The sequence below is a fragment of the Pandoraea pneumonica genome, from assembly GCF_902459645.1.
GTDB classification, from domain to species: Bacteria; Pseudomonadota; Gammaproteobacteria; order Burkholderiales; family Burkholderiaceae; genus Pandoraea; species Pandoraea pneumonica.
This window is the reverse complement of record NZ_CABPSK010000006.1, coordinates 142,635-164,796: the sequence shown is the minus strand read 5'-3', so window position 1 is coordinate 164,796 and position 22,162 is coordinate 142,635. Positions and strand designations below refer to the sequence as shown.

Here is a 22,162-nt window from a genome sequence, read left to right as displayed (position 1 = left end):
GACGGCTCAGGCAGTGTGCGGGACAGTTCAGCGCGCGGTGGATGGTATATTCCCCCCGCACTTCTGGGGTCATTCATGAAAACCGAAATCTTCTACGCCCTTTATCTGATCGCCATCGTGACCGAAGCCATGTCGGGCGCGATCATGGGGATGCAGCGCGGCATGGACCGCTTCGGGCTCGCCTTCGTCGGCATGGTCACCGCGCTGGGCGGCGGCACGATTCGCGATGTACTGTTCGGCCGCCATCCGCTCGTGTGGATCGCGCATCCCGAATACCTGCTGCTCACGCTCGGCGCGGCCACGCTCGCGTCCATCGTCGCGCGCCATATTCACCGGCTGCGCATGACCTTCATCACCGTGGACGCCATCGGGCTTGCCGCCTTCACGATTCTCGGCTGCGATGTCGGCATGACGGTGAGCACCAGCCCGGTGATCGTCGTACTCGCGGGGGTACTCACGGGTATTGGCGGTGGGATGCTGCGCGACCTGCTCTGCGGACAAGTGCCGCTCGTATTGCGTCGCGAAATGTATGCGAGCGTGGCGTGTATCGCCGGAGCGCTCTACGTCGGCATGCTGCATTTCGGCGTGGAAAACGGCATTGCGACGGCCATCGGCTGCGTCGCGGGCTTCGTCATTCGCATGCTGGCGGTGTGGTTCGGCTGGCGCTTCAAAACCTTCGAGAACGAAGCGCCCGCAGAGCCGCTGCATTAAACAGCAGCCAATCACCTCACTTCCGTGAAGGGGCCGGGGCCGGCGCCACCGCCGTCTCGACCGGACTACCGAACCCATATTTCGCACGCGGGCGCAGCATGAACGCCTGCGTGCGTTGCTCCATCACATGCGCCACCCAGCCCGCCGAGCGGCCCACGATCCAAATCGCCGTCGCGGTGCCATCGGGCAACCCAAGCGCCCGCGCCAGCACCACGATACCCATCGCCAGCCCCGGATGCGCGCTTAGCTCGTCACGCATGCGCGCGAGAAAGTCGAGCGTCAGGCGTGTGTCTTCAGCGCGCTTGGCGTCGGTGCCCTTCACTTCACGCGCCTGCGCGGCCAGTTGCAGCATCAGGTCTGCCCGCGCATCGCCGCCCGGATAGAGCGGATGGTTGAAGGCGAAGAGGCTCGCCCCGTACTCGCGCACACGGTCTTTACGCGAATCCAGCGCGTCGAGCGGCTCGCATAGCAACAGCGTCTCGATCTTCTGTGTGCTGGTGCCCGTCGAAAAGCCGATATGCGAGCCGATGGCTGCGGCCACGCAACTGAACAAGTCAGCATTCGTCGACGCCGCCACCCGCGCCGCAAACGTCGCCGGGGCCAGTTCGTTATCGGCGGTCAGCACCAACGCGGCGTTGACCGCCCGCACATTCTCCGGCGTCACCTCGCCGCCCGCTGCCCGAAGAATCTGCGCAGCGACCGTCTCCTCGTCGGCACGCGCCACGTATTCACGCTTCGGCCCGAGAAACCCCACGCATCCGGCCATGCAATGCAGCATCAAGCGCGCCGCTTGCACAGCACTGCCGTCCGCAATCTCACGTGGCCCGCGCCCATGCATGGCCAGTGCAAACGGCACCATGCCGAGCAAATTACCGATGTCGCTGCTGGCCACCTCGCTGTCATACGTCGAGAGAAAACGCAGCACGTCCGGCGGGGTGTCGACCTGCGGCCAAACCGCAATGCTGTCCTGCCAAATACCCGTCATCAGCAAATGCACCACGGATTCGAACGACGCTCCAGCGCTCGCCAAATCCGTCGCCATCCGATTGCGATATCGCGGCCCGTGCGGGGTGATCTGCGTGATGGCCGTGTGCAGCACCGGGTCGCCGAAGCGCAGCGTCGATTCGGCCACCGAGCCGGTCGGTGCGCGCCCGCGCTTGCGCGTCCCCAACCGCTCGACATCGCGTCGCAGATAGAGGCTCTTACGGCCGTCTTCGTGCGGACGCGCCCGGATCAGACCCCGGCTCACATAGGCATACAACGTGGCCGGTTTGATCTCGAGCAGCGCCAGCACTTCTTCGCGTGTCATCAGGTCGTTTTGCTGCGTCATTCTGTTCTCCGTGGAAACCCTCGCCTCTCGAAACTCCTTACTGGACAAGGCTTCCCGTCATGCGTCCGTCAAAGATTCGTCACATGATGCCACATTGATATTGACTTTAAAAATCAATATTGATAAACACAAAATCGGCCAGTAAAGTCAACTCCGAACACACAACAAAGGCACTGCGGGGCCGGACGTCGTCCGGTGCCCAGCGGGCCGAGCATCGGAGACAAGGCATGGCCCAGGACACTTCATCGGGGTACGCGCAGCGCATCGACGTTCGCGACACTCTGCAAGCGGCCCCGCTCGGGGCTTATCACTTCAAGCTGGCAATTTTGCTGGCGCTCATCCTGCTGTTCGACGGTTACGACCTCTACAACGCCGCCTACATCGTTCACGACGTGGCATCGCTGTGGCATATGTCGCCAAGCCAGATCGGCGTGCTGCTGTCGTGCGGGCTGGCCGGGTTCGCGGCGGGCTCCGCCGTCTCGGGGCTGTTCAGCGATCGCATTGGACGCCGCCGCGTGTTGCTCACTGGCATCTGGCTCTCGGGACTGTTTAGTCTGGCGATTGCGCTCTTCGCGCACGATCTGACCACCTTCATCGCGTTGCGCTTCTTGATGGGTATCTCACTCGGCTTACTCATGCCTGTGGCGGTGACCTATATCAACGAGATCGCCCCCAAGCGCAGCGCCAACGTCTTCACCATCGTGTTCTTCACGTGCGGCTGGATCGGCGGGGCCACAGCATCGGGCTTCATCGCCGCTTGGCTGATTCCGCAGTACGGCTGGCAAAGCATGTACTTCGTGGGGGCGCTGTCGGTAGTGCTCGCGCTGGCTTTGCAATTCATCTTGCCGGAGTCGGTGTCGTTTCTCGCCAGCCGTGGCAATCAGGAGGCCGTGCGTGCCCAACTCACGCGTCTGTGGCCTGCCCGCGCGACAGAGTTTGCTAACGCGACCTTCACGTCGCCCGATGCTGGCGTCAAAGCCGGTTCGGTGACGGCGCTCTTTTCCGGCGCGTTTCGTCGGCAGACGTTGTGCTTCTGGGCGATGGGTGCGTTGTCGCTGTTCTCGTCGTATGGCCTCTCGGGCTGGTTGCCGACCATCATGCTCAAGCGCGGCGAAAACCTCTCGACGAGTTTTGCTTACGGCTCGCTGCTGGTGTTCGCTTCGGCTTTCGGCAGCCTGATCTGCGGCGTGGTCGCCGACCGCATCGGCAACCGCCGTCTTGCGATGTCGCTCGCATGGCTCGCCGGGGCCGCCGCCATCGCTGTGCTCGCCATCGCCACCGGCGGCAAGGTGACGTTCTTGGGCATCGTGGTCGCGGGCATGTTCGTGATCGGCACGCAAACCGTGCTCAACAACCTCGTCGCCGTGAGCTATCCGACGGAGATCCGCAGCACCGCAGTTGGCTTGTATCTGGGCATCGCTCGCGTCGGCGCGATGTGCGGCCCGGCCATCGCCGGTGTTCTCCAACAGGCGACCGGCGGCGCAGGGGCGATGTTCTTTGTGCTGGGCGCCGCGCTGGTCACGGCGGCCTGCCTCGTGTTTCTGGTCGCACGACCGGAAAACCTGCCGAAGGCCCCGGCCTACGGTCACTGAAACGGCGCACACACGAGAGCATCATGTCCAAACTCACCCTCTCGCTGGCCGTCAACGATTACGACCACGTGCGAGACCTGCTCACCGGTCGCATTGCCGCCGAAGGCATCGAGCTTGTGCCTTCGGTGTTGCCGGTCGAAGAGATTTTCTATCGCACCACCCACTTCCAGGAGTGGGATCTCTCGGAGATGTCGCTGGCGAAGTACAGCGCATTGCGCTCGCAAGGCGACGACCGTTTGATCGGCCTGCCCGTCTTCCCGTCACGCGTATTCCGCCTCTCGTCGCTATACGTGCGCCGCGACGGCAGTGTGAGCTCGCCTGCCGATTTGCGCGGCAAGCGCGTCGGCGTGCCCGAGTGGGCACAAACCGCTGCCGTGTACTCGCGCGGCTGGCTTGCGCACGACCAAGGTGTTGCGCTCGAAGACATCGAATGGATACAAGGTGGTGTGAATCAGGCAGGTCGCCGTGAAAAGGTCGACGTTCAGTTACCGGCCGGTGTGCGCTACCGGCCGTCGCCCGAGCGTTCGCTCACAGCCCTGCTGCTCGACGGTGAAATCGACGCCATTCTCAGCGCAAGACCGCCTGCGCCGCCCCCGGGCCGGGAAAGTGAAGTCGTACGTTTGTTCGCGGATTTTCCGGCGCAAGAGCGCGCCTATTTCGACAAGACCGGCATCTTCCCGATCATGCATCTGATCGTGATGCGCCGCGATGTGTTCGCCGCTAACCGATGGATCGCGGGCAATCTGGTGAAAGCCTTCACGCAGGCGAAAGACGCCAGTTTGGCGCGCCTCGACGACATCACTTGTTCGCACTTTCCGCTGCCGTGGATGAGTCAGCACGCCACTACGGCGCGGGACCTATTCGGTGCCGATCCGTGGCCATACGGCATTGCCGCCAATCGCACCACGCTCGACGCCTTCCTGCGTTTCGCCTTCGAGCAGGGCGTCTGCCATCGCCCCATGCAGGCCGACGATCTGTTTCCCCCCGAGATGCTCGCCGCCGTGCGGGTTTGAAGCGGCATGCCTGCTCTCACTTACGTTTTCCGCTGGATTTATTTGCCTTCATCATCATGACGCAAGCCACCACGCCCTACACCCCTGCTATCACCGAGCACGACGCGCAATGCATTTCGCAATTGCTCGAAGACCTTGCCGCCGCCAATCACATCCTCGCGCATCACGAAGTGCTCGACGGCTTCGGTCACGTGAGCGTGCGCGATCCGCGCAACTCGCAACACTTCCTAATCGCTCAGTCGATGGCGCCGGAGCTGGTCACGCCGGATGACATCCTCACGCTCGATTTCGACTGTCAGCCGGTGGATGGCGACACGCGCAAGCGCTATCTGGAAACGTGGATTCACAGCGAGATCTACCGCGCGCGTCCCGATGTGATGTCCATCGTGCACAGCCATGCACCGTCGGTCATTCCGTTTGCGGCGTCGAGCGTGCGTCTGCGCCCGGTGTATCACATGGCGGGCTTTCTCGGCAGCGGCTCGCCGGTGTTCGACATTCGCCATTGCTTCGGCTGCACCGACATGCTCGTGCGCAACAGCGATCAGGGCAAAGCGCTTGCCGACACGCTGGGCGATTCGGACGTGGCCCTCATGCGCGGCCACGGTTTCGTCGCCACCGGCCCGTCGCTGCCCGCGTCGGTCTATCGCGCCATCTACACCGAGTTGAACGCCGATATGCAGTACAAAGCCGTCACGCTGGGCGGCGATGTGACCTATCTGGACGAAGAGGAAGGCAAGCGCTCGACCGCCACCAACCTCGGGGTGATCGAGCGCCCCTGGACGCTGTGGAAGCGTCAGGTAGCAGCGCTTCGGAAAGACTGACGCAATCGGCGGCTCACGTGAGCGCGCCCGCGCCCGTGTTGAGCAGCCTCGCCCAACCCACGGAAGACGACGTGAGCTCCTAACGAGCCTGCATCGCCTTCACGAGTTCGACGACTTCTCCAACGTGATGTTTAACGGCGGCCTTACCCACCGCCGCCCATCCGTCGAACGACGTGGTGCCGCTGACCGTGCCGATAAAGCCAGTGCCCGCCTGCTCTGCCGCCTGAGCATCGACGGCGTGGTCGCCGACGTAGATCGCCTGCGCTGCGGCAACTCCTAGGCGGCCCAACGCATGGGTGATCCCTTCGGGATCGGGTTTATGCCGCTTAACGTCGTCGCCGCCAACGATGATGTCGACATGCGAGCGCAACCCCGCCAGCGTGAGAATCGCATCGATGCGGTGGCGAAACTTGGTCGACACAATCGCCAGTGCCAGTCCCTGATCGCGCAACGCCGTGAGCAAGCCCGGCACTTCGGGATAGATTCGCGTCGACTTCACCATGATCTCGTCCGCGCGCGCGACGAAGTGATGCACAAAGGCGTCGGCACGCGCCGCATCTGTGTCCCCGCTTAGCGTGCGATACATGATCGGCAACGAAAGCCCGATCACACCGTGAATCTGCTCAGGTGTCACCGGCGGGCATTCGAGGCGCGCGAGCGCATGCTGCGTGCATTCGATGATGGCCTCCGAGGAGTCAGCCAGTGTCAGATCAAAATCAAAAATTACCGCCCGGATAGCTTGTGTCTGCATACGTTGAGTCGCGTGATGATCGTGATGTGTGTTGATGGCAGTGTGTGCGAGTGCGCGTGGAGGGTGTCGCGTCAGTCCGATTTCCCGTGATCCGCCGCATCGAATCGCTCAGGCTCGCGTGCGGCCCACTGCGTAGCCCAGCCCAGCAGCGGCTGTAGCGCTGCATGTAGCCGCCGACCTTCGTCGGTCATGCGATACCCGCCTTCGGCATGCTCGACCAGCCCGGAGGCCTTCAATTCCGTTAGCCGGGTATTGAGCAGGCGCGCGTTCGTCTCGCACGCCTCTTGCAGCGCCCGAAACGTCATCGGCGCACCGCGCAGCTCCCAGAGGATTCGCAACGCGGTGCGCCGTCCCAGCAAGTCCAGCACGACCATAATGGGCCGGCCCGACTTCGATCCGCGCACGGATTGTCCAATTTTTGGCGTCGTCATGCTTTACAAAGTAAAGCGTCGTCCCTAAGCTGTCAATCGTTCGAGTCATGGAAACCTCCATGCAATCTCTTCTTCTGATTTCCGGCGCGGGCCTGCTAGCGGGTGCGATGAACGCGCTCGCGGGCGGCGGCTCCTTCGTGAGCTTGCCTGCACTGATTGCGGTTGGCGTGCCGCCAGTGCAAGCCAACGCGTCGAGCACCGTGGCGCTGTTTCCCAGCGGCGTGGCCAGCGCTTGGGTGTATCGCCACGACATCAGCCCGATCGGGGAGGTGTCGATGCGCGCGCTGCTCATTGCCACACTAATCGGCGGCTTCGCTGGCGCAGGCCTATTGCTGCACACGTCATCGCAAGCGTTCTCGTTCGCGCTGCCGTGGCTGCTGCTGTTGGCGAGTCTCGCCCTGACATTCGGACGACGGCTTGGCGAGGCGTTGCGCGGGCGGTGGCATATCCATGCGCATGCGGTGCTGGCAATCCAATTTCTGCTGGGCATCTATGGCGGTTACTTCGGCGGTGCCGTGGGCATCATGATGGTCGCCGTCTGGGGGCTGCTCGATGGGCGCGATATCAAACGCTTGAACGCGCTGCGCACGCTGCTCGTGACGGTCGCCAATGCCAGCGCGGTCTTGATCTTCGTCGGTGCGAACGCCGTGCAATGGCGCGAGACGCTCGTCATGCTGATCGCGGCCACCGTGGGCGGGTATCTCGGCGCCCATGCAGGCCGACGCGCGCCGTCGCACGTCATTCGCGCAGGCACGCTGCTGCTCACCTACTGCGTGACGCTAGTGTTCTTCGTGAAAACCTACGGGCCGGCGCTATGGCATTGATGCGCCGTTCACCTTAATGCAGCGCCTGAAACGCACGCCAGATCGCGGGGTTCGCTTCGAACCCGATGCCGGGCCCCTGTGGCACGCCCGTCTGGCCTTGCACGACTTGCAAGCCGTCGGCCAGCCCTGCGAACGGCGCGAAGGCGAACGGCGTGACTTCCGCACCGCCCAGCCCAAGTGCGGCGCAAAGGTGCAGCGAGAAGAGATGACCACCATGCGGCCAGAACGCGCCGCGCGCCCAACCGGCGGCCGTCATGGTCTCGACGATGCGCAGATACCCCGACACGCCGTAGCAATGCACCGGATCGAAGACGAGCACGTCGCGCGATGGACTCAAGCCACCGTGGCGCGCGAGCAATGCCGCTTCGGCGTAGGAGAACAACGCCTCGCCCGCAGCAATCGCGCCGCCATAAGCCGACGCAATCTCAGCCTGCGTGGCAAAGTCGAGCGGATCGCAGATGTCCTCGAACCAGTGAAGTCGATACCCGGCAAGCGCCCGGGCGGCCGTGAGTCCGCTCTCGAGATCGAACCGGTTCATGGCATCGACCGCCAGATGGCCCGCGCTCGTCAGTTGCCGAGCCGCCGCATCGATGCGCCGCAGATCCTGATCCAGCGGGTCGCTCGCGATCTTGATCTTCGCGTGTGTGAAGCCAAGGTCGACACAGCGCCGTATCTCGTCGGACAAGCGTGTCAAATCGTCATTCGGATATCGATAACCGCCACCGGCGTAGACGGCAACGCGCGGCGCATCGGGGACCTCGCGGCCCAGCTTTTCCGCGAGAAAGCGGTACAGCGGCAGGCCAGCGATCTTGGCTGCTGCGTCCCACAGCGCCATATCAAGCGTGCCTACGGCGACGCAGCGTTCCCCGTGGCCGCCCGGCTTTTCCCCTGCCATCATTACGTTCCATGCCCGCAACGGGTCCAGATTCGTGCCGCTGTCGTCGGCCAGATCGCGATCCGTCGCAATCAGCAAGCGTGGCGCAAAGCGCTCGCGAATCAACCCGCCCTGTCCAAAACGCCCGATGGACGCATACCCGTAGCCGACCACCGGCTTGCCGTTGCGCACGACATCGGTCGTGACCGCGACCAGACTCGTCGTCAGGCCGCCCGACGCGATGGCCGGATCGCTGTAGCGGGAAACCGGGATGGTGCACTCGCGAATCGCGGTGATACGCATGGACAACCTCGTGAAGGAATCAGGGGGCCAGTCGAGGGTTTTCGATCGAAGTACATGAGCGGGCCGAGCCGGGCAACGGGTTTGCCCGCCGCAACTCGCCGTCAATACTAACCACGAACACGGGAACATGCAGATCAACGCCACGCGCTCGATGCGGCATATTGCGCTCTTGCGCTTTGCGAACGACGTCCGGGAAAGCGGGCGTGAAGGTATGATTGAGCGCTTTCTGCGTTTGAACTTTGACTTTTTCCCGGCGCACGGCGATGCGCCGGCTGGTTTGACCCGGAGTAGATGATGAAAAGGTTGTTCCAACTCGCTCACCTGTTCGCACTAGCGGGCGCCCTCCTTCTGCCGACTTCGCGTGCTGCCCACGCCGAAGAGATTTCCGTCACCCAATGGGGCAGCAGCCTGTACGGGCTGCCCTATGCGGTGGCCATGGAGCAAGGGCTGTTCAAAAAGGCCGGTATCGATATCACCGGCATCATCAGCTCGGGCGGCGGGGGCACCACGGTGCGCAACATCCTCGCGAGCAAGACACCCTACGGCGAAGTGGCGGTCTCCGCCGCACTCGCCGCCGCGCGGCAGGGTCTGGACATCGTCATCGTGAACGTGGGCACGCGCAGCGTTGCCGAAGCGTCGATGGTCACGATGCCGAGCAGCCCCATCCACACGCTCGACGATCTCGTCGGTAAGAAAGTGGCGATTACCTCGCCCAAGAGCGTGTCCGAGATGCTGTTTCTCATGGTGCTGCGCGAGAAAGGCATCGACGCCTCGAAGGTCACCCGCGTCGCCTCGGGCGGCTACGTCAATGGCATGACCATGCTCGAACAGGGCGCAGTCGTGGGCGCAGTGGCCATCGAGCCGCTCTCGATTCTGCGCAAATCGCAATACCGCACGCTCTATCGTGCCGGTGACGTGCTCAAGCCCATGACGACATCGGTCGGCATCACGACACGCGCCTTCGCGCAATCGCACCCTGATACCTTGCGCGCGATCATCGCCGGGCGCCGCGCCGGGGTCGATGCCACCTATGCCGACCCTGCCGGTGCGGCGAAGCTGCTTGCGACGCAATTCAAACTCACGCCGGACGTCGCCAAAGAGGCCGTCGACAACATGGTCCGCTCGCATATGTGGAGTCAGGGCCAATTCGACCGAGCGGAACTGGATCGCGTGGCCAGTGGGCTAAAACTCATCGGCGAGATCAAAGACGATGTCGATTGGGCGAAGCTCATCGATTCGCGCTTCCTGCCTGCCGACGTGCGGGCGAAGGGTCAGCTATGACCTCGCAGTACCCCGGCCCGCATTTGCATCTGGTGGAAGGCGCCGAGACGCCACTCGCCAGCCGCGAGCCACACGCCGTCGTCGCCGGTGTGACGAAGGCGTTCGAAACCCCCAATGAGAAGTCGGGCAAAAAGACGCCGATGCAAGCGCTCGGCCCTGTCGACCTGACGTTGCGCCGTGGCGAATTTTTCTCGGTCGTCGGGCCGTCCGGCTGCGGCAAATCGACGTTGCTCGACGTCATTGCCGGGCTGACGAAGCCGACCTCCGGCACCGTGCATTTCGAAGGCCAGCCCGTCGTCGGTGTGCCCGATGGCGTCGGCGTGGTCTTTCAGGAAGATGCGTCGTTCCCGTGGCTGACGGTGCGCGAAAACATCGGCTTTGGCCTGCGCATGGCAGGCGTCGACGGTGCGGAGATCGCCCGTCGCGTCGGCTATGCCCTCGGCTTCATGGGACTGCGCGACTTTGCCAATGCTCACCCGGCACAACTCTCGGGCGGCATGCGTCAACGCATGTGCATCGCCCGAACGCTCGTGATCGAGCCGCGCCTGATTCTGCTCGACGAGCCGTTCGGCGCACTCGATCAACAGACGCGCATGCTCATGGGCGACGAGTTGCTGCGACTGTGGCGAGAGACCTCGGCCACCGTGCTGTTGATTACGCACGCGCTCGACGAAGCGGCCGTGCTGTCGGATCGTGTCGGTGTGATGTCGTCGCGCCCGGGACGCTTCATCGACATCATCGAAACCGGCTGGGAGCGCAATCGCGATAGCCGCGTCGTCGCCACGCCGCGCTTCGGCGAAATCACGTCACGCCTATGGGAAACGCTGCGCGTCGAGTCGCTCAAGGCGATGCAGGCCGGTGAGCGACCCGACGGGAACGGCGGCACGCCCGGCCCGGGGTTTCGCGGCCGCTAAGCGGGCGGTATGAAGACATTGCCATGATTCGCACCGAACGCCTTATCCGTCTTGCTGTTGTCGCAGCGCTCGTCCTGCTTGTTGAAGGGTTGTGCCGTTCGGGCACGATTGCGGCGTCGGTGATGATAGCCCCGAGCGCAATGGCCCTGCACGCCATCGACATCCTGCGCGAAGGCCGCTTCACGCACGACATCGTTACCAGCTTTGCCTGCATTGCTGCCGCATCAAGCGCCGCCGTTGTTCTCGGTTTCGTCGCTGGGCTCGCCCTTCACGCCATGCCGGGCGTGCGCCGCGCGCTGGAGCCGCTAATCGCCAGCTACTACGCGGTGCCAACCTTCGTGTTCTATCCGGTTTTCATCGTGTTGTTCGGCGTCAGTGTGCTGCCGATCATCGTGATCGCCACCTTGCTGGCCGTGGTGTCGATGATGACGGCGACCATGACCGGACTCGACCGCATTCCCCGCTCGTTCTCGAAAACCGTTCGTGTCATGCGGCTCACACGCTGGCAGTCGGTGTGGTACGTGCAGTTGCCCGCCGCCCTGCCGCATATGTTCACCGGCGTACGGCTCGCGGTTTCGCACGCGTTCATCGGTGTTATTGCGTCCGAGTTCATTCTCTCGGGGTCGGGTATCGGGTACGCGATCAGCTATGCGTATAACAACTTCGAGAATGCCGACATGTACGCCTTGATGCTCACCGTGCTCGTGGCGGTGACCCTCGTGGGCGGTGTGCTCAACCACATCGATGCGCGGTTTCAGACGCGCAGCCGCCGTTGATCGGGTGCCGCTCGCATGGATACGAAGAAACCCAATCATCTCGGCACGCTTGCGGTTCTGCTCGTGTTGGTCGCCCTGTGGCAAGTGCTGCACTGGTTCAACGGGGCCGCGCTGAGTTCCCCCATTGCAACGGCACGCAGCCTTGGCCAGATGATGGGCACCGCTGCGTTTTGGGATGACGCGGCAGAAACCGGCCTTGCGTTGATTGACTCGCTGGTGATCGCGGTCGCAGGCGGTATTGCGCTGGGGCTGGTGCTGGGATCGAACCGGCTGGCGGCCAATGTGGCCGAGCCGATTCTCGTCAATCTTTACTCACTACCGAAGGTGACGCTCTACCCCTTGGTGCTGCTGATCTTCGGGCTGGGGCTCGCCGCCAAGGTGGCTTTCGGCGTCATGCACGGCCTGATCCCGATCCTGATCTTCACCATGAACGGCATCCGACAGATCAAGCCCGTGTACTTTCGGGCCGCCCACGCCATGCATTTGTCGCGCGCGCAAATCGCGTTGCGCGTGGTGCTGCCTGCGGTGCTGCCGGAAGTGCTATCGGGCGTACGGCTGGGGTTTTCGCTGTCGCTGTTGGGGGTGCTGATCGGCGAGATGTTCGCCTCGCAAAAGGGGCTGGGACATCAGCTCTCGAACGCGATGAATCTCGGCAATATCGACACGATCATGGCTGTGGCGCTGTTTCTCATGCTGTTTGCGCTCGCAGGCAACGCGCTGCTCATGCGGGTCAGCCGACGCTACGCGGCGGTGTGAGCGCCGCGCTCGTCATCACGGCATCAAGTTGAAGCCTGCATAAAGGCGAGCGACCGGTAGGCCACGGAAGGCGCGACGACAACGCAGTTTCTGCCGTTGGCCTTGGCGGCATAGAGCGCGGCATCCGCCCGAGCCATCACCGATGCGAGCGTATCGCCTTCGCCGAACTCATCGACCCCGGCGCTCAGCGTCGACACGACATCGCGCCCCTGCACACCGGTGCCGCTGGACGCCACGATAGCGCGCAGCCGGTTGACCATGCGGCCCGCGTCTTCACGCGTGGTCGCGGGCAGCAATATCGCAAACTCTTCCCCGCCGATACGCCCGACCAGGTCCCCTTGCCGGACTTCGCGCGAAATCACGGAGGCGACGTGCGCCAGCGTCTTATCGCCTGCGGCGTGCCCATATCGATCGTTGGTGGTCTTGAAGTTGTCGATGTCGAGAATCGCGATCGACAACGTCGACCCCGCAGCCACCGTGGATTCGAGCACCGCCTCGGCGCGGGCAATGAATGCGCGACGCGCCAGCACACCGGTCAGGTCGTCGAAGGTAGCCAGCCGCTCCATCCGGTCGGCAAGCCGGTCATGCGCGAGCATCACCATGCCGACGGACAGGCAAGGCAACGTCAATGTCGCCATGCCCAGGAACATGACGTTAAGCGGCGTGGCTTGCAGGAAGACTTCCTCGTGTGCAAAGCCCAGTCCGTAGGCAAGGCAGCGCACCGCATGCACGACCGCGCCCAACAAGGCAGCGATCGATACGAAGTAGTAGGCGTATTTGGGCCGACCGGCTGGCCGGTACTTCAGCACCATCCAGCCGATCTGAAAGCGAATGTAAGCAATGAACCCGGAGACCATGGCGCTGCGCGCGTCCACGTGCGGCGACACGAACGTCCAATAGACCAGCAACACGAGAATGGCGACGACCGCCGCGTGTTCCCATGGGAGCGACGTGCGGGTATGAAGAAACTGCCGAAAGCCGCGCAAGCCGAGCATCGAGGCCACGACGAGCAAGCTACTCGCCACGACCACAATCCCGTTAGTCGGCCCGAAGAGCAGCAGTCCCGCCGTGATGGCCAGCATGGCGCTGGCGATGCCCCAAAGCCGTATGCCCGGTACACCCGTCCGAAACAGCGAGCCAAGAATGGCGACGCTCATGACGCACGACAGGATCGCGATGCTGATGAATACGGCCGAAATGGACATGGCTACGGGACGGAGGTGTGTGTTTCACATATGTCCGCCAGCATAGCCGAAGTCGATGGCCTGGCATCGAGTTAGTCGCGTTCGCAACGAACCGGTGTCGGGCCTGCACGACACCGGTGTCCGATTCACCCCGCAAAACGCCCCACAGGCGGCATCACGAGTTGCCCAAGTTCGCCGCGCTGATACGCGCGGATGCGGCCCTCGATTTGCTCGGGCGTGTTCATCACGAAGGGGCCGTGTTTCGCGATCGGCTCCTTTAGGGCAGGCCCCGACAGCACGACAAAGTGGCTGTCCTCGTCGGCGGACAGATGAAGCGCAATCGCCTCCTGCGCGGTGCTTCCATCAAACATCACACCGATGGCTTCGCCCGCCGCCAATTCGCGTGCCTCATCGTCAATCCCGACCCGCAGACCGCCCGATACGGCGTAGACCATCGCACTCCAGCCGCGCGGCAAATCGTGACTGAACACCGACGACGGCCAGAGAAACCCATCGAGCAACGTGAACGGCTCCGGCAACTGCGCGGTGTGGGGTGCCGTCACGCCATTACTGCTGCCCGCTGCCACTCGCACACGAACACCCGGCGCCCGGACTTCAGGAATTTCATGCGGCTCGGCATGCACCGCATACGGCGCGTCGAACTTCTTGCTTGCGGGCAGATTGACGAAGATCTGCAACGCATGAACGTGCTGATTCTCGCCTTCCGGCTGCTCGGTATGCACCGCACCACGGCCCGCCGCAAACCAGTGCAGCGCCCCGGGCCGGATCGGCCCGTGATTGCCGAGCGAGTCGTAGTTGACGTGCGCCCCCACGGCGTCTTCGAACATGTAAGTCACCGCCGAGATACCTGCGTGCGGATGCGGCGCAAAGGTGGGGCCGGTCATGTGAAAGTGATCGAGCATGACGACCGGGTCCATCAGGCCGTTGAATGCCCGCTCTTCAAAGTGCTTTGCCCGAAAGGCGTCGCCAATCGTCATGTCATGACCGGCGACCACCTTCGACAAATGTACGAATGGGTTCATGTTGGCTCACTTGCTGAGGGCGTTCTTGTATTGCCAAACCAGATTGGCGAATGGCATATCGAGATCGGCATAGACCTGTGCCGCTTTGGGATCGTCGTTGCCGTGCAGCATTTCCACCCCAGCGGTGGCGTAGTCGGTGACAGGAATGCCCGCACCGGCAAGGCGCTGGAGACCCACCGTACGCTTGGCATCGGTGAACGTGCCCGACGCGTCGAGTACAACGCGCGGATCGTAGCCAGCCGCCTTGAGCGAGAGTGCCGGGAACGTGGCACAGACTTCGAGCGATACCCCCGCGATCAGCACTTGCTTGCGGCCGGTCTTTTCGATGGCGGCCCGCACATTGGGGTCGTCCCACGCATTGATCGATGTGCGGCTGATCACGGGCACGCCCGGCAATGCGGCAGCCAATTCGGGAATAGTCGGGCCCCACATGCCATCGGGCACCGTCGCAGTCATGATGACCGGAATACCGAGCGTTTTCGCCGCCTTCGCCAGCGCGACGACGTTGTGCTTGAGTTGGCCCACGTCCATATCGCGAACACCGGTGAACAAGCCGATCTGGTGATCGACCAGCACCAGCACCGTGTTATCGCGCGAGAGCAGGGAGTACGGGGCGCCCGAGGGGGCGACAGCATTCGTCACGGGCGCTGCACCCGCAGCACTGGCCGTTTTGGCCGGGACGGCAGCCGTCGTCGCGACAGCAAATGCGAGGGCAAAAGCATTCAGGAGAGGGTTCGTTTTCATGATCTTCGGGAGCGTTAGCGTCGGTAAGCGACCCGCTGCATCGAACATTCGGCACCGGGTCAAAGACCGGTACCCATCGGCGCCGGTTGAAATGAATCATATTTACGCAACGACAATAGATAAATATGTCATTTGACAACCTATCGTTGCATGTATAGAACGATGAACATGACCCACGCCGCCCAACCGAAACCCCGATGACGCCCGTCTCTCTCGATCTGAACGACCTATATTTGTTCGCGCAAGTGGTGGAGCAGCATGGCTTCACGGCGGCCGGCGAGCGGCTGGGCGTGAGCAAGTCCCGCATCTCCCGTCGAATTACCGATTTAGAAGCGAACCTTGGCGTTCGGCTGCTGCACCGCACGTCACGGCGATTGAGCCTGACCGACGCAGGGCAGGAGCTCTACGAGCATTGCCGCGCCATGATCGCCGCCGCCAGCGCTGGGGAAGATGCGGTTCGACAGCGCACGGCCGAGCCGTCAGGGCTGGTGCGCGTGAGCATGCCGGTGGCTGTCACCGACATCGTGCTCGCGCACGTGCTGCCCCGCTTCATGGCGCAGCACCCCAAGGTGAGGCTGGCGATACAGGCGAGCAACCGGCAAGTGGATCTGGTCGAAGAAAACGTCGACGTGGTGGTGCGGGGAATGGGTTTCGAAGTGGAGGCGTCGAGTCTGGTGCAAGCACCTTTGTGCACCGTGCGCTGGGGACTGGTTGCCAGCCCCGAATATCTAAAGCGCAACGTTGCGATAGCGACCCCGGACGCCCTGCCGCACGGCGACCTGATGGTCTACGCACCGATCAACGAGCCGGTCAGTGCGGTGCGGCTGATCGGTGCGCGCGGCGACGTCACCACACCGATCGCGCACCCTCGGCTGCAAAGCGACAACATCGCCACGCTCAAGGAAGCCGCGCTAGCTGGCATGGGCATCGCCAGCCTGCCGTTGTACGCGTGCACGAACGAGATCGCGTCGGGTGGATTGCGCATCGTCCTGCCCGAATGGCGCTCCCGGGAAGGACGCCTCGCGATCCTGTTTCCGACACGGCGCGGCATGATGCCTGCGGTGCGCGCGCTGGTCGACTTTCTCAAAACCGAACTGCCGCCGTTGCTCCAATGAGCGGCAACTGGCGGCACCAAGCGGCAACAAGCGCCCTCAGCTATCGCTTTTCGATGACGGCACCGATGCCTTGGCAACGGTTTCGTGATGCCCGCCGAACGCGTGGCGCATGGCCGACAGCACCTGATTGGCGAAGCCGTCCTGCCCTCGCGAGCTGAAGCGCGAAAACAGCGCAGCACTCAGCACCGGTGCTGGCACGGCCTCGTCGATAGCAGCCTCCAGCGTCCAACGCCCTTCGCCGGAATCCGACACGTGCCCGGCGAACTGGCTCAGCGCAGGGTCGCCACGCAATGCCCCGGCAATCCGGTCGAGCAACCACGAATCGATCACACTGCCGTGCCGCCAAACTTCGGCAATCTCCGGCAACGCAAAATCGTATTGGTAATACTCGGGGTTTCGCAGCGGCGTGATCTCGGCACCGACCTCTTGCGCGTGCTTACCGATGTCTGCCTGCTTGAGGATGTTCAGCCCTTCGGCAATGGCGGCCATCATGCCGTACTCGATGCCGTTGTGAACCATCTTCACGAAATGGCCCGCGCCGTGCTGACCGCAATGCAAGTAGCCGTATTCGGCCGCAGCGCGGTCGTCGCTAGCGTGTTGACCGGCGGCCTTCACTGCCTCTGGGCCGTCGTTACCGCCGGGGGCGAGCGCGCGAAAGATCGGCGTCAGATGGGTCACGACATCCTTTTCGCCGCCGATCATGAGGCAATAGCCTCGCTTCAGTCCGGCAATGCCGCCGCTTGTACCGACATCGACGAAGTGGATCTGCTTTTGACCGAGTTCCGCACCGCGCCGAATGCCGTCGCGAAAATGCGAGTTACCGCCGTCGATCAGGATGTCGCCCGGTGAGAGCAAGGGCGTGATTTGCGCCAGCGTTTCCTCGACCGTCGCGGCAGGCACCATCAGCCAGACGGTTCGGGGCGCGCTCAACTTCGAGACCATCGTCGCGAGCGAGTCTGCGCCAACGGCGCCTTCGGCTTCCAACGCGGCGATCGCCGCTGGACGCACGTCGTGAACCACGCATTGATGCCCGTGCTGAGTCAAACGCCGCACGATGTCCGCGCCCATGCGGCCCAATCCAATCATGCCCACTTGCATAGCGTGCCCTCCTTTCGATGGTTGATGCGCTCAGTCAGGAATTTGCTAACTTTACGCCTCATTGGGACACGCCGGGTCTCACGGGGTTGCGTCAAAACATTAACGGCTCAAGGCACCAGTACGATCTTCGACCCGATTTTCTTGCGCGCCATCTCGAACCCCTCGATCGCCTGCGAAAGCGGCAACCGGTGCGTCACCATCGGTGCGAGCGCGGCATGGTTGGCAACGAGAAAATCTCGCACCTCTTGCCACGTCGCGCGCGTAGCGCGATAGGTGCCGCGAATTTGATGGCGCTGGCGCACGAGTTTTGCGCCGTCGAAACTGATCGGCTTGCCGTGAATGCCGCAGACCACAAACACCCCAGACGGCCGCAGCACGTCGAGCCCGGCTTGCACCGCTGCGCCAACGCCAGTCGCTTCAATCACGATGTCGTACTCGTCATCGCCCAATAGCGTGCGCATTGCACCGTCGGGTGCCCCCTCCAGATCGAGCGTGGCCGCGATGCCCAGTGCGCGCGCCGTCGCCAGACGCTCGGCGTCGTTGTGTCCGACGATAGCCACGCGAGCGCCACGCGCCTTCGCCAGCACCGCAATGGCCTGTCCGATGGTACCCGGCCCCATGACCAGCACGCGGTCTCCCGCTTTCACCTCTGCGGTCTTCACGGCGGACATCCCGATCGAAAGCGGCTCGGCGAGCGACGCTACACCTGCATCCATGCCGGGCGGCAACGTCAGGCAATTTCGCGCTGGCACGCGCACGCGGTTCGCAAATGCACCGTCGCGCATCATGCCGATGCCGCGGCGGTCGCGGCATTCGTCGACGCGTCCGGACACGCAAAACTCGCACACTCCGCACTCGACCGAGGGAATGACGACGACAGCGTCACCCGGCGTCAGGGTGCTGACCTGCGTGCCTACAGTTGCGACGCGTCCCGCGAACTCATGACCGAGCGTCACCGGAAACGCCGAGCGCAAGAAGTCGTAGCCGCCTGACCAATCGTAGATATGCACGTCGCTGCCGCAAATACCGGCGGCGGTCACGTCGACGATGACATCGTGTTCGCCGGGCTGCTCGGGTTCGGGGACATCGCGCCATTCGAGGCCGAAGGCGGCAGTGGTTTTCTGAAGGGCTTTCATCCGGGGAGACTCCGTCAATCTTGTGGGGTCGCGTCGATACGCGCGATTACTGGGTACGGCGCAACGAAATGTCGACATCGTCGTGACCGATCGCAAAGATCAGCGAATACACGTCGACCTCGGGTGGCATCGAGACCGGCAACGCATCGGCAACGAGCGCCGTCACGCGCTCCCGCAATGCACTGGCTGCCGTGCGGTCTTCCGTCTCGACAAGCAGCACATGCGTGGGCATATCCGGCGATTTCCAATGCGCAAAAGCATTCGGCTGCGCATCGAACACCTCACCAAGATGCGCGGCGACGGCCCCCTCGAGTGCAGCGCACGCCTGCACCAACGGCACCGCTGCGGCCCCAGCGGTGGCTGGCGCATGGATCCGCACGCATGCGAGCGCCCCGCCTGTGCCGCCGCCGGTCGATGCCAGCGTCCGGCACGGGGCGCGCAGCACGTGGGTCAACGTCGAGCGCATATTGGCGGACCAAGGGGTCGGCTCATCGATCACGTTCAGATAGGCCAGCGAGCGGAACACTTCGGGCGACACCGCGCCATAAGCGGTGAAATATTCGCGCTGCCCCGGCTGGGCATGACGATAGCGACGGCCTTCGATGAAGCCGTCGATACCGACGCGCTCCGGCACATGCTCGCGCGTGTGCCAGCGGTTGTACTCCTGCGCGTGCTGCGGCGTGACGTCATTCCAGAGTGCGAGAAACGCCGGACCGGGAAATGCCATGAGTCGTGTATCCAGTGATTGAGAAAAGTGCGTTCAACGAGTCGCAGGCGATAACGTCGATGCCGCTTCACGCCGGGTCGCGGGCATCGCAAACATGCTCAAGGCGGCGAGCAGTGCCGGGACGCCCACGATCAAGAACAGCACCGGATAGGCCATGCCCGAGCCGAGCAGGATCCCGCCGACGCTGGAACCGAGTATGGAGCCGAAGCGACCGATGCCTGTCGCCCATGCAACCCCCGTGGCCCGATTGGCGGTGGGGTAATACGTCGCCGCCAATCCATTGAGACCGACCTGCGTGCCGCTGATGCAAACACCGGCGATGTAGACGAGCGGTGCCAGCACTGCCGCGTTGCCGAACGTCCGGCCGATGCAGATCACGGTGACGAAGGCGACCGTGTAAGCCGCGCCCAGCACCCATGCCGGTCGCGCGCTATCCATCACACGCCCGAGCAACAGACCGCCCGTCGTGCCGCCAATCGACCATAACGCGGTGATGAGTGCTGCGTTGCGCATCGAGCCACCGGAATTTGTAATGATGGTCGGCAGCCAGCTAGCCATCAGATACAGCACGGAAAGACCCATGAAGAAAGCCGCCCACAGCAACACCGTGCCGCGAGCGTACGGCGCGATCAGCAATTCGCGCACCGGCGAGCGGCTTTGTTTGGTTTCCAGCGCGACGAACGTCGTCTGCGACGTGACGACATCCGGGGCGATCTTGCGGCCCAAGGCGCGCAAGCGGTCCTGTTCATCGGGGCGGCGCAACGCGAGAAAGCGCATCGACTCGGGCAGCAGCGCCCACAAGACCGGCAGCAACAACAGTGGCAGTACGCCGCCCACGAGCACCATGGCGTGCCAGCCGTGGCGTTCGATGATCTGCGAGGCGACCACGCCACCGAAGGCGGAGCCCATCGAATTGCCACACATCATCAGTGTGATGATCGATAGCTTGCGCTTGCCCGACGCGTACTCGGCCGTGAGCGTGACGGCCGCGGGCGAAGCGCCGCCGATACCGGCCCCGGCGATGAATCGCAGTATCGACAACTCGGTGACGTTGGTCGCGAACAGCGTGGCGAGCGTCGCCAGACCGAACGTGGCGACCGATGCCAGCAACACGAAGCGCCGTCCACGGCGGTCAGCCAGCGGCCCGAACAGCAGCGAGCCAGCCATCATCCCGAGCAGCGCGGAGACGAAAATCGGGGAGAGTTCCGCGACCGACAGCCCCCACTCGCGCCGCACGGCTGGCGCGATGTACGCCGCCAGCCCAATATCGATGCCATCGATGGCGACAATCAGGAAACACAGCACGACGACACGCCACTGAAGGCCCGACATAGGGCGTGGGTAGAGAAACGACTGCAAATCCAGCGGTGCCGACGCGTTAGGTGAAGCGATGGTGTTTGCCATGCGAGTTCAGGCTCCTTCGATGACGTCAGAACACCTTGCGCAAACCGACGCGCACGGCCAACTGGTTGGGGGTGGTCGAGGCCGTCAGACCGAAAATATCGGCCACCGCCACATTGCCGGTCGAATCGTGCCCGCTTGCGTGCTGCCAGACGAGAATGCCGTAGAGGTACGTCGTCTTCGAGAAATTGTAGGCGGCGCCGCCCTCGACCGACTGATAGTGTCCGCCCGGCGCAAAGCTGTATTGATAGCCGACACCGGCCATCGTACGAGGCGTGAACGAGTAGCCGTAATTGATCTGATAGTTGTTGAAGACCGCGTTGGGTGGTGCCAGCGGATTGGCTGCCGTGCGCACGATATCGAGGAAGCGCACGTTCTCGTACATCGCCGAGACCTGCGAGTTGCCCCAGGTGTATTTCGCACCGCCCCCGACAACTTGCTGGCTCGTCGCCGTGACGTAGTTCTGGAAGATCGGGTTGGTGACCGGGTTCGAATAGGCGGCGCCCGGCTGCGCCACGCTCGTGCCGCCGTAGATCGACGTGCCCGGCGTGCGCATGTTCATGTACGCACCGGCAACTTGCAGGCCGCCGTTCGTATACGACGCGCCGAAACCGTACGTCCGGTCTTGTGCGAAGTTGCCCGCGACGTTGCCGAACGAAAACATCGTGCTGAACTTCAGCCCGCTGTACGTCTGGCTTTCGTACTTGATGACGTTATTGATCTTGTTGTAATTCCACGAGCCGTCGATGTCGCCCAGCGTCGCACCCAACCCGCCTGCGAACATAAACGACGTCGACAGCGGCACGAAGTAGTCGTTGGTCATCGAATACTGATGGCCGATCGTGAGCGTGCCGAGCCGCTTATCGGAAAAGCCGACAAAGGCCTGCCGACCGAACAACGTGTTCGACGGTTGCGAGACGCCGTTCATGATGTTGAAGCCCGCTTCGAGCGTGAAGATTGCCGACAAGCCGCCGCCAAGATCCTCCACGCCGCTGAAGCCGAACTTGTCGCCCGCGCGCCCGCCGCTGGCTGCCTGCCACGCCGACTTGCCGCCGCTATTGTTCACGTAGGTCATGGCGGCGTCGACCGCGCCGTAGATTGTCACGTTGCTTTGCGCGAACGCGCCCAGCGAGCATGCCGCAAGCGGCAAGCAGGCGATCCAGTGCTTCACGGTTGTCTCCTGTATCTCTCTTATTTTTTGTTCGTTCGTGCCCGGCGCGTCTATGCGAAACGCTGACGCTGCGAGCTGTCTCTTGTGTGCCGGGGTCGCGACGAGCGCGCATCGGCTGGCGAGAATAATGGGCGAACGCGGCCCCGCAATATAGGGGCGAAGTGGA

General features: G+C 63.3%; 23 protein-coding genes. 11 read left to right on the top strand and 12 right to left on the bottom strand.

The genetic code is table 11. The annotated features are described in order from the left end of the window. Positions 1-75 precede the first annotated feature (75 nt). Positions 76-711, top strand: a complete 636-nt coding sequence (locus PPN31114_RS24400) for a trimeric intracellular cation channel family protein (RefSeq protein ID WP_150682119.1) — start codon at positions 76-78, stop codon at positions 709-711. A gap of 16 nt (positions 712-727) precedes the next feature. Here PPN31114_RS24400 and PPN31114_RS24395 read toward each other — a convergent pair whose 3' ends face one another. After that, complete coding sequence (locus PPN31114_RS24395; protein WP_246182728.1) at positions 728-2,041, bottom strand: citrate synthase; 1,314 nt, start codon at positions 2,039-2,041, stop codon at positions 728-730. A gap of 227 nt (positions 2,042-2,268) precedes the next feature. On the opposite strand from PPN31114_RS24395, the gene PPN31114_RS24390 reads away from it, so the two are divergent. Genes PPN31114_RS24390 through PPN31114_RS24380 form a run of 3 tightly spaced genes read left to right on the top strand, consistent with a single transcriptional unit; the run spans position 2,269 to position 5,467 of the window. Next, positions 2,269-3,633 carry an MFS transporter gene (locus PPN31114_RS24390; RefSeq protein WP_150682118.1) on the top strand — a complete coding sequence of 455 codons (1,365 nt, stop codon included), beginning with the start codon at positions 2,269-2,271 and terminating at the stop codon, positions 3,631-3,633. Positions 3,634-3,656: 23 nt separating this feature from the next. Then, positions 3,657-4,646: a substrate-binding domain-containing protein gene (locus PPN31114_RS24385; protein ID WP_150682117.1), complete on the top strand. Its 990-nt coding sequence runs from the start codon at positions 3,657-3,659 to the stop codon at positions 4,644-4,646. A gap of 56 nt (positions 4,647-4,702) precedes the next feature. Beyond that, positions 4,703-5,467, top strand: coding sequence for a class II aldolase/adducin family protein (locus PPN31114_RS24380; protein WP_150682116.1), 765 nt, complete (start codon positions 4,703-4,705; stop codon positions 5,465-5,467). 79 nt (positions 5,468-5,546) lie between these two features. On the opposite strand, the gene PPN31114_RS24375 is transcribed toward PPN31114_RS24380, so the two are convergent. Both PPN31114_RS24375 and PPN31114_RS24370 read right to left on the bottom strand, forming a co-directional pair. Next, positions 5,547-6,218 (bottom strand): HAD family hydrolase, encoded by a 672-nt coding sequence (locus PPN31114_RS24375; RefSeq protein WP_150682115.1) that lies wholly within the window; start codon positions 6,216-6,218, stop codon positions 5,547-5,549. 71 nt (positions 6,219-6,289) lie between these two features. Continuing rightward, a complete protein-coding gene (locus tag PPN31114_RS24370; RefSeq protein ID WP_370865916.1) occupies positions 6,290-6,622 on the bottom strand; it encodes a winged helix-turn-helix transcriptional regulator in 333 nt (110 codons plus the stop codon). An 86-nt stretch (positions 6,623-6,708) separates the two neighbouring features. Between PPN31114_RS24370 and PPN31114_RS24365 the strand changes: the two genes are divergently transcribed. Next, a complete protein-coding gene (locus PPN31114_RS24365) occupies positions 6,709-7,473 on the top strand; it encodes a sulfite exporter TauE/SafE family protein (protein WP_150682113.1) in 765 nt (254 codons plus the stop codon). Between the two features lie 13 nt (positions 7,474-7,486). Here PPN31114_RS24365 and PPN31114_RS24360 read toward each other — a convergent pair whose 3' ends face one another. Beyond that, entirely contained in the window at positions 7,487-8,650 is a 1,164-nt protein-coding gene (locus PPN31114_RS24360; RefSeq protein WP_150682112.1) for an enolase C-terminal domain-like protein, read from the bottom strand. A gap of 127 nt (positions 8,651-8,777) precedes the next feature. On the opposite strand from PPN31114_RS24360, the gene PPN31114_RS26270 reads away from it, so the two are divergent. Genes PPN31114_RS26270 through PPN31114_RS24340 form a run of 5 tightly spaced genes read left to right on the top strand, consistent with a single transcriptional unit; the run spans position 8,778 to position 12,377 of the window. After that, positions 8,778-8,945, top strand: coding sequence for a hypothetical protein (locus PPN31114_RS26270; protein WP_174988457.1), 168 nt, complete (start codon positions 8,778-8,780; stop codon positions 8,943-8,945). Beyond that, positions 8,945-9,931 carry an ABC transporter substrate-binding protein gene (locus PPN31114_RS24355; protein ID WP_246182727.1) on the top strand — a complete coding sequence of 329 codons (987 nt, stop codon included), beginning with the start codon at positions 8,945-8,947 and terminating at the stop codon, positions 9,929-9,931. The genes PPN31114_RS26270 and PPN31114_RS24355 overlap by 1 nt, the downstream gene beginning before the upstream one ends. Then, the gene (locus PPN31114_RS24350) at positions 9,928-10,845 is read left to right on the top strand and encodes an ABC transporter ATP-binding protein (protein WP_217426987.1); all 918 of its coding nucleotides are present in this window, start codon (positions 9,928-9,930) and stop codon (positions 10,843-10,845) included. Before PPN31114_RS24355 ends, PPN31114_RS24350 begins: the two co-directional genes overlap by 4 nt. Before the next feature lie 23 nt (positions 10,846-10,868). After that, a complete protein-coding gene (locus PPN31114_RS24345) occupies positions 10,869-11,621 on the top strand; it encodes an ABC transporter permease (protein WP_150682110.1) in 753 nt (250 codons plus the stop codon). A 15-nt stretch (positions 11,622-11,636) separates the two neighbouring features. Beyond that, positions 11,637-12,377 carry an ABC transporter permease gene (locus tag PPN31114_RS24340; protein WP_150682109.1) on the top strand — a complete coding sequence of 247 codons (741 nt, stop codon included), beginning with the start codon at positions 11,637-11,639 and terminating at the stop codon, positions 12,375-12,377. A 23-nt stretch (positions 12,378-12,400) separates the two neighbouring features. Here PPN31114_RS24340 and PPN31114_RS24335 read toward each other — a convergent pair whose 3' ends face one another. The 3 genes from PPN31114_RS24335 to PPN31114_RS24325 form a co-directional block, all read right to left on the bottom strand. Beyond that, a complete protein-coding gene (locus PPN31114_RS24335) occupies positions 12,401-13,582 on the bottom strand; it encodes a GGDEF domain-containing protein (RefSeq protein ID WP_150682108.1) in 1,182 nt (393 codons plus the stop codon). Between the two features lie 125 nt (positions 13,583-13,707). Beyond that, positions 13,708-14,604: a pirin family protein gene (locus tag PPN31114_RS24330; RefSeq protein WP_150682107.1), complete on the bottom strand. Its 897-nt coding sequence runs from the start codon at positions 14,602-14,604 to the stop codon at positions 13,708-13,710. A gap of 6 nt (positions 14,605-14,610) precedes the next feature. Further along, positions 14,611-15,348 (bottom strand): isochorismatase family protein, encoded by a 738-nt coding sequence (locus PPN31114_RS24325; RefSeq protein ID WP_150682106.1) that lies wholly within the window; start codon positions 15,346-15,348, stop codon positions 14,611-14,613. 197 nt (positions 15,349-15,545) lie between these two features. Here PPN31114_RS24325 and PPN31114_RS24320 point away from each other — a divergent pair, with 197 nt between their 5' ends. After that, positions 15,546-16,463, top strand: coding sequence for a LysR substrate-binding domain-containing protein (locus PPN31114_RS24320; RefSeq protein ID WP_150682105.1), 918 nt, complete (start codon positions 15,546-15,548; stop codon positions 16,461-16,463). 36 nt (positions 16,464-16,499) lie between these two features. On the opposite strand, the gene gnd is transcribed toward PPN31114_RS24320, so the two are convergent. The 5 genes from gnd to PPN31114_RS24295 form a co-directional block, all read right to left on the bottom strand. Then, a complete protein-coding gene (gene gnd, locus PPN31114_RS24315; RefSeq protein ID WP_150682104.1) occupies positions 16,500-17,561 on the bottom strand; it encodes a phosphogluconate dehydrogenase (NAD(+)-dependent, decarboxylating) in 1,062 nt (353 codons plus the stop codon). 107 nt (positions 17,562-17,668) lie between these two features. Further along, entirely contained in the window at positions 17,669-18,697 is a 1,029-nt protein-coding gene (locus tag PPN31114_RS24310) for a zinc-dependent alcohol dehydrogenase (protein ID WP_174988454.1), read from the bottom strand. Between the two features lie 46 nt (positions 18,698-18,743). Then, a complete protein-coding gene (locus tag PPN31114_RS24305; protein ID WP_150682102.1) occupies positions 18,744-19,424 on the bottom strand; it encodes a DUF4286 family protein in 681 nt (226 codons plus the stop codon). Positions 19,425-19,457: 33 nt separating this feature from the next. Next, positions 19,458-20,828: an MFS transporter gene (locus PPN31114_RS24300; protein ID WP_150682101.1), complete on the bottom strand. Its 1,371-nt coding sequence runs from the start codon at positions 20,826-20,828 to the stop codon at positions 19,458-19,460. A gap of 25 nt (positions 20,829-20,853) precedes the next feature. Then, entirely contained in the window at positions 20,854-21,996 is a 1,143-nt protein-coding gene (locus tag PPN31114_RS24295; RefSeq protein WP_174988451.1) for a porin, read from the bottom strand. Positions 21,997-22,162 lie beyond the last annotated feature (166 nt).

Excerpts from the sequence above, each read along its gene's own strand:
- PPN31114_RS24360 (WP_150682112.1), bottom strand. The coding sequence starts at position 8,650 with ATGCGTATCACCGCGATTCGCGAGTGCACCATCCCGGTTTCCCGCTAC.
- PPN31114_RS24340 (WP_150682109.1), top strand. The coding sequence starts at position 11,637 with ATGGATACGAAGAAACCCAATCATCTCGGCACGCTTGCGGTTCTGCTC.
- PPN31114_RS24305 (WP_150682102.1), bottom strand. The coding sequence starts at position 19,424 with ATGGCATTTCCCGGTCCGGCGTTTCTCGCACTCTGGAATGACGTCACG.
- PPN31114_RS24355 (WP_246182727.1), top strand. The coding sequence starts at position 8,945 with ATGAAAAGGTTGTTCCAACTCGCTCACCTGTTCGCACTAGCGGGCGCC.
- PPN31114_RS24325 (WP_150682106.1), bottom strand. The coding sequence starts at position 15,348 with ATGAAAACGAACCCTCTCCTGAATGCTTTTGCCCTCGCATTTGCTGTC.
- PPN31114_RS24350 (WP_217426987.1), top strand. The coding sequence starts at position 9,928 with ATGACCTCGCAGTACCCCGGCCCGCATTTGCATCTGGTGGAAGGCGCC.
- PPN31114_RS24395 (WP_246182728.1), bottom strand. The coding sequence starts at position 2,041 with ATGACGCAGCAAAACGACCTGATGACACGCGAAGAAGTGCTGGCGCTG.
- PPN31114_RS24300 (WP_150682101.1), bottom strand. The coding sequence starts at position 20,828 with ATGGCAAACACCATCGCTTCACCTAACGCGTCGGCACCGCTGGATTTG.
- PPN31114_RS24385 (WP_150682117.1), top strand. The coding sequence starts at position 3,657 with ATGTCCAAACTCACCCTCTCGCTGGCCGTCAACGATTACGACCACGTG.
- gnd (WP_150682104.1), bottom strand. The coding sequence starts at position 17,561 with ATGCAAGTGGGCATGATTGGATTGGGCCGCATGGGCGCGGACATCGTG.
- PPN31114_RS26270 (WP_174988457.1), top strand. The coding sequence starts at position 8,778 with ATGCAGATCAACGCCACGCGCTCGATGCGGCATATTGCGCTCTTGCGC.
- PPN31114_RS24400 (WP_150682119.1), top strand. The coding sequence starts at position 76 with ATGAAAACCGAAATCTTCTACGCCCTTTATCTGATCGCCATCGTGACC.
- PPN31114_RS24380 (WP_150682116.1), top strand. The coding sequence starts at position 4,703 with ATGACGCAAGCCACCACGCCCTACACCCCTGCTATCACCGAGCACGAC.
- PPN31114_RS24335 (WP_150682108.1), bottom strand. The coding sequence starts at position 13,582 with ATGTCCATTTCGGCCGTATTCATCAGCATCGCGATCCTGTCGTGCGTC.
- PPN31114_RS24365 (WP_150682113.1), top strand. The coding sequence starts at position 6,709 with ATGCAATCTCTTCTTCTGATTTCCGGCGCGGGCCTGCTAGCGGGTGCG.
- PPN31114_RS24320 (WP_150682105.1), top strand. The coding sequence starts at position 15,546 with ATGACGCCCGTCTCTCTCGATCTGAACGACCTATATTTGTTCGCGCAA.
- PPN31114_RS24390 (WP_150682118.1), top strand. The coding sequence starts at position 2,269 with ATGGCCCAGGACACTTCATCGGGGTACGCGCAGCGCATCGACGTTCGC.
- PPN31114_RS24330 (WP_150682107.1), bottom strand. The coding sequence starts at position 14,604 with ATGAACCCATTCGTACATTTGTCGAAGGTGGTCGCCGGTCATGACATG.
- PPN31114_RS24345 (WP_150682110.1), top strand. The coding sequence starts at position 10,869 with ATGATTCGCACCGAACGCCTTATCCGTCTTGCTGTTGTCGCAGCGCTC.
- PPN31114_RS24375 (WP_150682115.1), bottom strand. The coding sequence starts at position 6,218 with ATGCAGACACAAGCTATCCGGGCGGTAATTTTTGATTTTGATCTGACA.
- PPN31114_RS24310 (WP_174988454.1), bottom strand. The coding sequence starts at position 18,697 with ATGAAAGCCCTTCAGAAAACCACTGCCGCCTTCGGCCTCGAATGGCGC.